Origin of the sequence: Peribacillus sp. NPDC096622, assembly GCF_044762665.1 — a bacterium.
Taxonomy (GTDB): Bacteria; Bacillota; Bacilli; order Bacillales; family DSM-1321; genus Peribacillus; species Peribacillus frigoritolerans_B.
In genome coordinates this window covers 1-4,061 of record NZ_JBIWES010000052.1, presented here as the reverse complement: position 1 = coordinate 4,061, position 4,061 = coordinate 1, and the positions used below count along the sequence as shown (strand labels likewise).

Annotated in this window: 5 protein-coding genes; 2 read left to right on the top strand and 3 right to left on the bottom strand. The window is 32.4% G+C overall.

The window, feature by feature from the left end; genetic code table 11:
• The first annotated feature begins 190 nt into the window (after positions 1-190).
• Together ACIQYG_RS26765 and ACIQYG_RS26760 are read left to right on the top strand one after the other, a co-directional pair.
• Positions 191-691 carry an RNA polymerase sigma factor gene (locus tag ACIQYG_RS26765; protein WP_402844596.1) on the top strand — a complete coding sequence of 167 codons (501 nt, stop codon included), beginning with the start codon at positions 191-193 and terminating at the stop codon, positions 689-691.
• Positions 684-1,673, top strand: coding sequence for an anti sigma factor C-terminal domain-containing protein (locus ACIQYG_RS26760; protein ID WP_402844593.1), 990 nt, complete (start codon positions 684-686; stop codon positions 1,671-1,673). Before ACIQYG_RS26765 ends, ACIQYG_RS26760 begins: the two co-directional genes overlap by 8 nt.
• Positions 1,674-1,925: 252 nt before the next feature.
• Here ACIQYG_RS26760 and ACIQYG_RS26755 read toward each other — a convergent pair whose 3' ends face one another.
• From ACIQYG_RS26755 to ACIQYG_RS26745, 3 genes are all read right to left on the bottom strand, one after another.
• Positions 1,926-2,489 (bottom strand): histidine phosphatase family protein, encoded by a 564-nt coding sequence (locus ACIQYG_RS26755; RefSeq protein ID WP_402844592.1) that lies wholly within the window; start codon positions 2,487-2,489, stop codon positions 1,926-1,928.
• Positions 2,490-2,664: 175 nt separating this feature from the next.
• Positions 2,665-2,982: a GNAT family N-acetyltransferase gene (locus ACIQYG_RS26750; RefSeq protein ID WP_402844590.1), complete on the bottom strand. Its 318-nt coding sequence runs from the start codon at positions 2,980-2,982 to the stop codon at positions 2,665-2,667.
• A gap of 241 nt (positions 2,983-3,223) precedes the next feature.
• Positions 3,224-3,889, bottom strand: a complete 666-nt coding sequence (locus ACIQYG_RS26745; RefSeq protein WP_402844587.1) for an HAD family hydrolase — start codon at positions 3,887-3,889, stop codon at positions 3,224-3,226.
• Positions 3,890-4,061: the final 172 nt, after the last annotated feature.

The following is a 4,061-nucleotide window of genomic DNA, read 5'->3' as shown; positions in this document are numbered from 1 at the left end:
AGGCGCTCTCCCCTTTTTAAAAAAACAATGAGCTGCGTCTTCTTAAGTATTGCCTTTTCCCCTAAATTCCAGAAGTCTATTTTCATGGTAGTTCATTAAGAAAACAAATAGTTGATAAGAAGTGAAAATAAATTTAAATAAAGTGTTAACTTTTTTCTATCTTGTACGTCTTATTTACGGGAGGACAGCGATGAACAATTCGAAGAAAATTAAAGAATTAAATGCCGAACTTAATATTGTTTATCGTTATCTACGTAAATTAGGAGTCTCACATGAAGATGCTGAAGATATTGTTCAAGAATCAGCCTATCGATTTCTTCTTTACTACGATTCAATAGATATATCTAAGACCCGGAGTTGGTTAATACGTGTAGCGTTAAATTTTCACCATGACCAATACAGAAAACTTAAACGAGAGGAACTTGATTTAAACCAAGAACAAATAGCTTTGTTATCTAAGGATTTACCAGAAGAAATAATATTACAGAAAGAACAGCGTTCAGAAGTTCAAAAAGTGTTATTAAAATTAAAGCCACAATACAGAGAGATGATTCTATTAAAGTATCAGTGGGATCTAAAATATGAAGAGATATCCCAGTTACTTGATATGAGTATTGGGATGGTAAAAACCAACCTATTTAGAGCGAGGAAACAATTTGTCAAATATTATAGGAGGAATAACAATGAGTAAAAAAAACACTACTGATGAGATTGATTTTACTAGTAAATCTTCTTTTCAAAATGTAATGAATAAGGCTAAAAGAAAACAAACTGTTAAATATTTCATAATAACAACAATTACAACAATATTTTTGTTAGCAGTAATTTATATAGGGAGCCAACAGATACTTGAAAAACGTAGATCTGATGATGATTCAGGAAATTATAGTCTAATTCATGGAGCAAATACTCATCAAGGAAGTGCAAGTCCTTCCGATTCAAATCTTTTTAGTTATACTGAGGAAATAACATATGTGAAGCAAATTGGGGATAGAGTCATATTGTGGGATACAGATAGTGTAACAACACCGTTATTTGGAAAAAGATGGATTGATGAAAATGGTAGTGAAACAAAAATATTTAGTGAAAGAGAAAATAGGTACGTGAATTTTAATCAGCTTAATGGAGAGAGAGAAATTGAATTTTACTTCCCGCAACTTACATATAGCTATCTTCCAAATGAGATAACTATTGCGACAGAATTAGGTAATAATAAGATAGTAGAAGTAGCTCTATCATTTAAAAAGCCTCTAACCCTTCATGAAGCATCAAAGATCCTTGGAACAAATAATGTTAATTGGTTGTGGGTAGACACATCTACTGATGCTCAAGTAAAGGAGTATAAAAAGGAAGCACTTATGAAAGAAAACGAAAGACATGCTATTACACAAGGTGGAGGATATGCATATGGTTTTAAAGTACTCGATTCGGATTTTGAAATAGGAGGACAATACTTTCTAAATATCATTAAAAAGCTTAGTCTGGAGGATGGAAACCATCAAAACAAGGTAAAGAAATTAGCTAATAGTATTAATGAAAAGTCATCACCAAAAGTTAGCGATATTCGTATTAGTGGAGCTGTAGTTACAGGGACACCAAAAGAGTTAGAACGGTTTAATAATATAGATATTATTAGAGCCTCTCTTATTGGGGCTACTGTTGATATTTATTAAATTACACACTTTTAACTAAGATAACTTTAGTTGAGGAAACATATTAAAGGATTTTCCAATGGAAGATCCTTTTTCATTATCGATAAAATCGATCTCATATGTAAACTCGCATAGTATTTTTGTTCAACGCCTCCTTTTTGGCGCTCCTTGTTGAACTAACCTGCCCCGTTAGTGCCATAACAAAAAGGCTGCCGAAGCAACCCCTGTTAATGAACTAAAGCACCTGTTAGTTCATTAAAATAATGTATTTAATTAGATTTTTATTATTTTATCTTCATCCCATATACGTTCCAAGATCACTTCATTATTAATATAGTTTATTTGAAAAACGTCAGGATTACTAAGACTTTTCCAACATTCGAAATCAAAGTCACTATTATAATTCTTTAAAAGTAAGGATATTATATTTCCGTGACTGACGATTACTGTGTTTTCACTCCTACTTTTAATGACTTCTTCTACAACATTTACGATTCGATTCATCGCTTCTTGACTTGACTCTCCTCCTTCAAATTTTAATTCCATATCATTAAATGTTGCTTTTAGTTTTTCATACCAATCAGGTAAGTCCGTTGTGCTTAGTGCGCGTTCTGAGAGCCGTTCATCAATCTCTATTTTAATATTTGTTTTCTCACTTAATGGTTCTACTGATTGAATAGCACGCAAAAACGGACTTGATATTATTCGGTCAATTTTTGCATCACTGAAGAAATCAACTAAGTATTTCGCTTGTTTAGAACCTTTTTCTGTTAATTGAGATTCCGAAGGTTGCCCCTGTGCTTCACAATGTCTCACAACATAAATCTTTTTTATCATACGAATATCCCCCAAATAAGTTGTAAAAACTTATTTCTACTATTCTCTTTAATTTTCCTTGTTTAACTAAAGTGCTCCTTTAGTTCCGAAGAAAAAAGGTTGCCGCAGCAACTTCAATTATTGAAGTAAAGCACCTGATATTTCATTAAGAAAAGTCATTCTTGAATAAAAATCGCTAAGCTGAAAAATGATTATTTTGGTTATTGCTCTCATAAATTCTTGAACTACTTCCCCAAGGATGGTACCCGTCACCTATGTAAGTGAATCCATATTTTTCATAGTACCCAATGTGGTCAGTACAAAGGAAAACTTTATTAAATCCTGCTTTTTCAGCATCAGCTTTAGCACGTAAGAGTAGCTCTTTACCTAAAGACCTACCACGATAGCTATTTTCAATATAAAGAGCACATATCCATGGCCATAAATCCATACGACTAATAAAATCATTGCTAATAAGACCTGCGCAGCCAATAATTTCACCAGCATCCTCCATTAAATACCAAACCGGAAACGAACTGTTCGTTGTTATGCTGTGTGTAATACAGTCCTCATATACTTTCATACTGTTTTCGTTTGCCCATTTGCACTGAATATTTAATTGCTTTTTCTTTATACTCTGGATGTTCTCTAACGTTAATAATTTGCATATGACTTTCCCCCATTAGTGGAACAAAATAAAGCTGTCGCATTGACAGTTCCAATCTTCTGCCTTCTTACCCTTTAGTTCAAGATCTTTATTTGACTTGACTACCCATCAAAATATCCTTTAACTGGCTTACACTTTTGACAATATGAGTAGGGTTAGAATGACTTAGTTCTTCAAATGAACCATATCCATAAGTTACTCCAATAGAGTTAATTCCAGTGTTATATGCACCAATAATATCGTGCTTCCTGTCGCCAATCATAATAAAGTCACTAAGCGTAAATTCCTTGTACTTATTTAGTATGTATAGAATTATTTCAGTTTTTGACGCTCTTGTTCCATCAAGGTTACTTCCGACAATAAGTTCAAAATATTGGTCAATATTAAAGTACTTTAGTATTTGTTCAGCAAATACAGTAGGCTTTGAAGTTGCTACAACTAAAGTAAATTGTTGTTCTTTTAACGATTTCAATAGTAATGCAATATTTGAATATAACTCATTCTCAAACATTCCCTTTTCTTTAAACCTCTCCCTATATAATTCAATTGCTTTTTGTGTGTTTTTCTCGTCTAAATCGTAATATTCAGCAAATGAAACTTGTAGTGGTGGACCAATAAAACATTCAAGTTTATCAATGTCAGGCTCAACAATGTTCATTTTTTGTAATGCATATTGAACCGATTTAGTTATTCCTACCTTAGGGTCTGAAAGTGTTCCGTCTAAATCAAATAAAATTACTTTGTATTTATCCATATTAAACTCCCTTATTATATCTAATAGTCACCCTAATTTTACCACAGTAATTACAAATAAGTTCCAACTCTTATAGAACTAACCTCCCTCTATAAACATTGATGTATCAACGATTTGCACCACTCGGTGTATTAGGGAAATTATTTTTTCATTCTACTTTTAAACAGAGTAT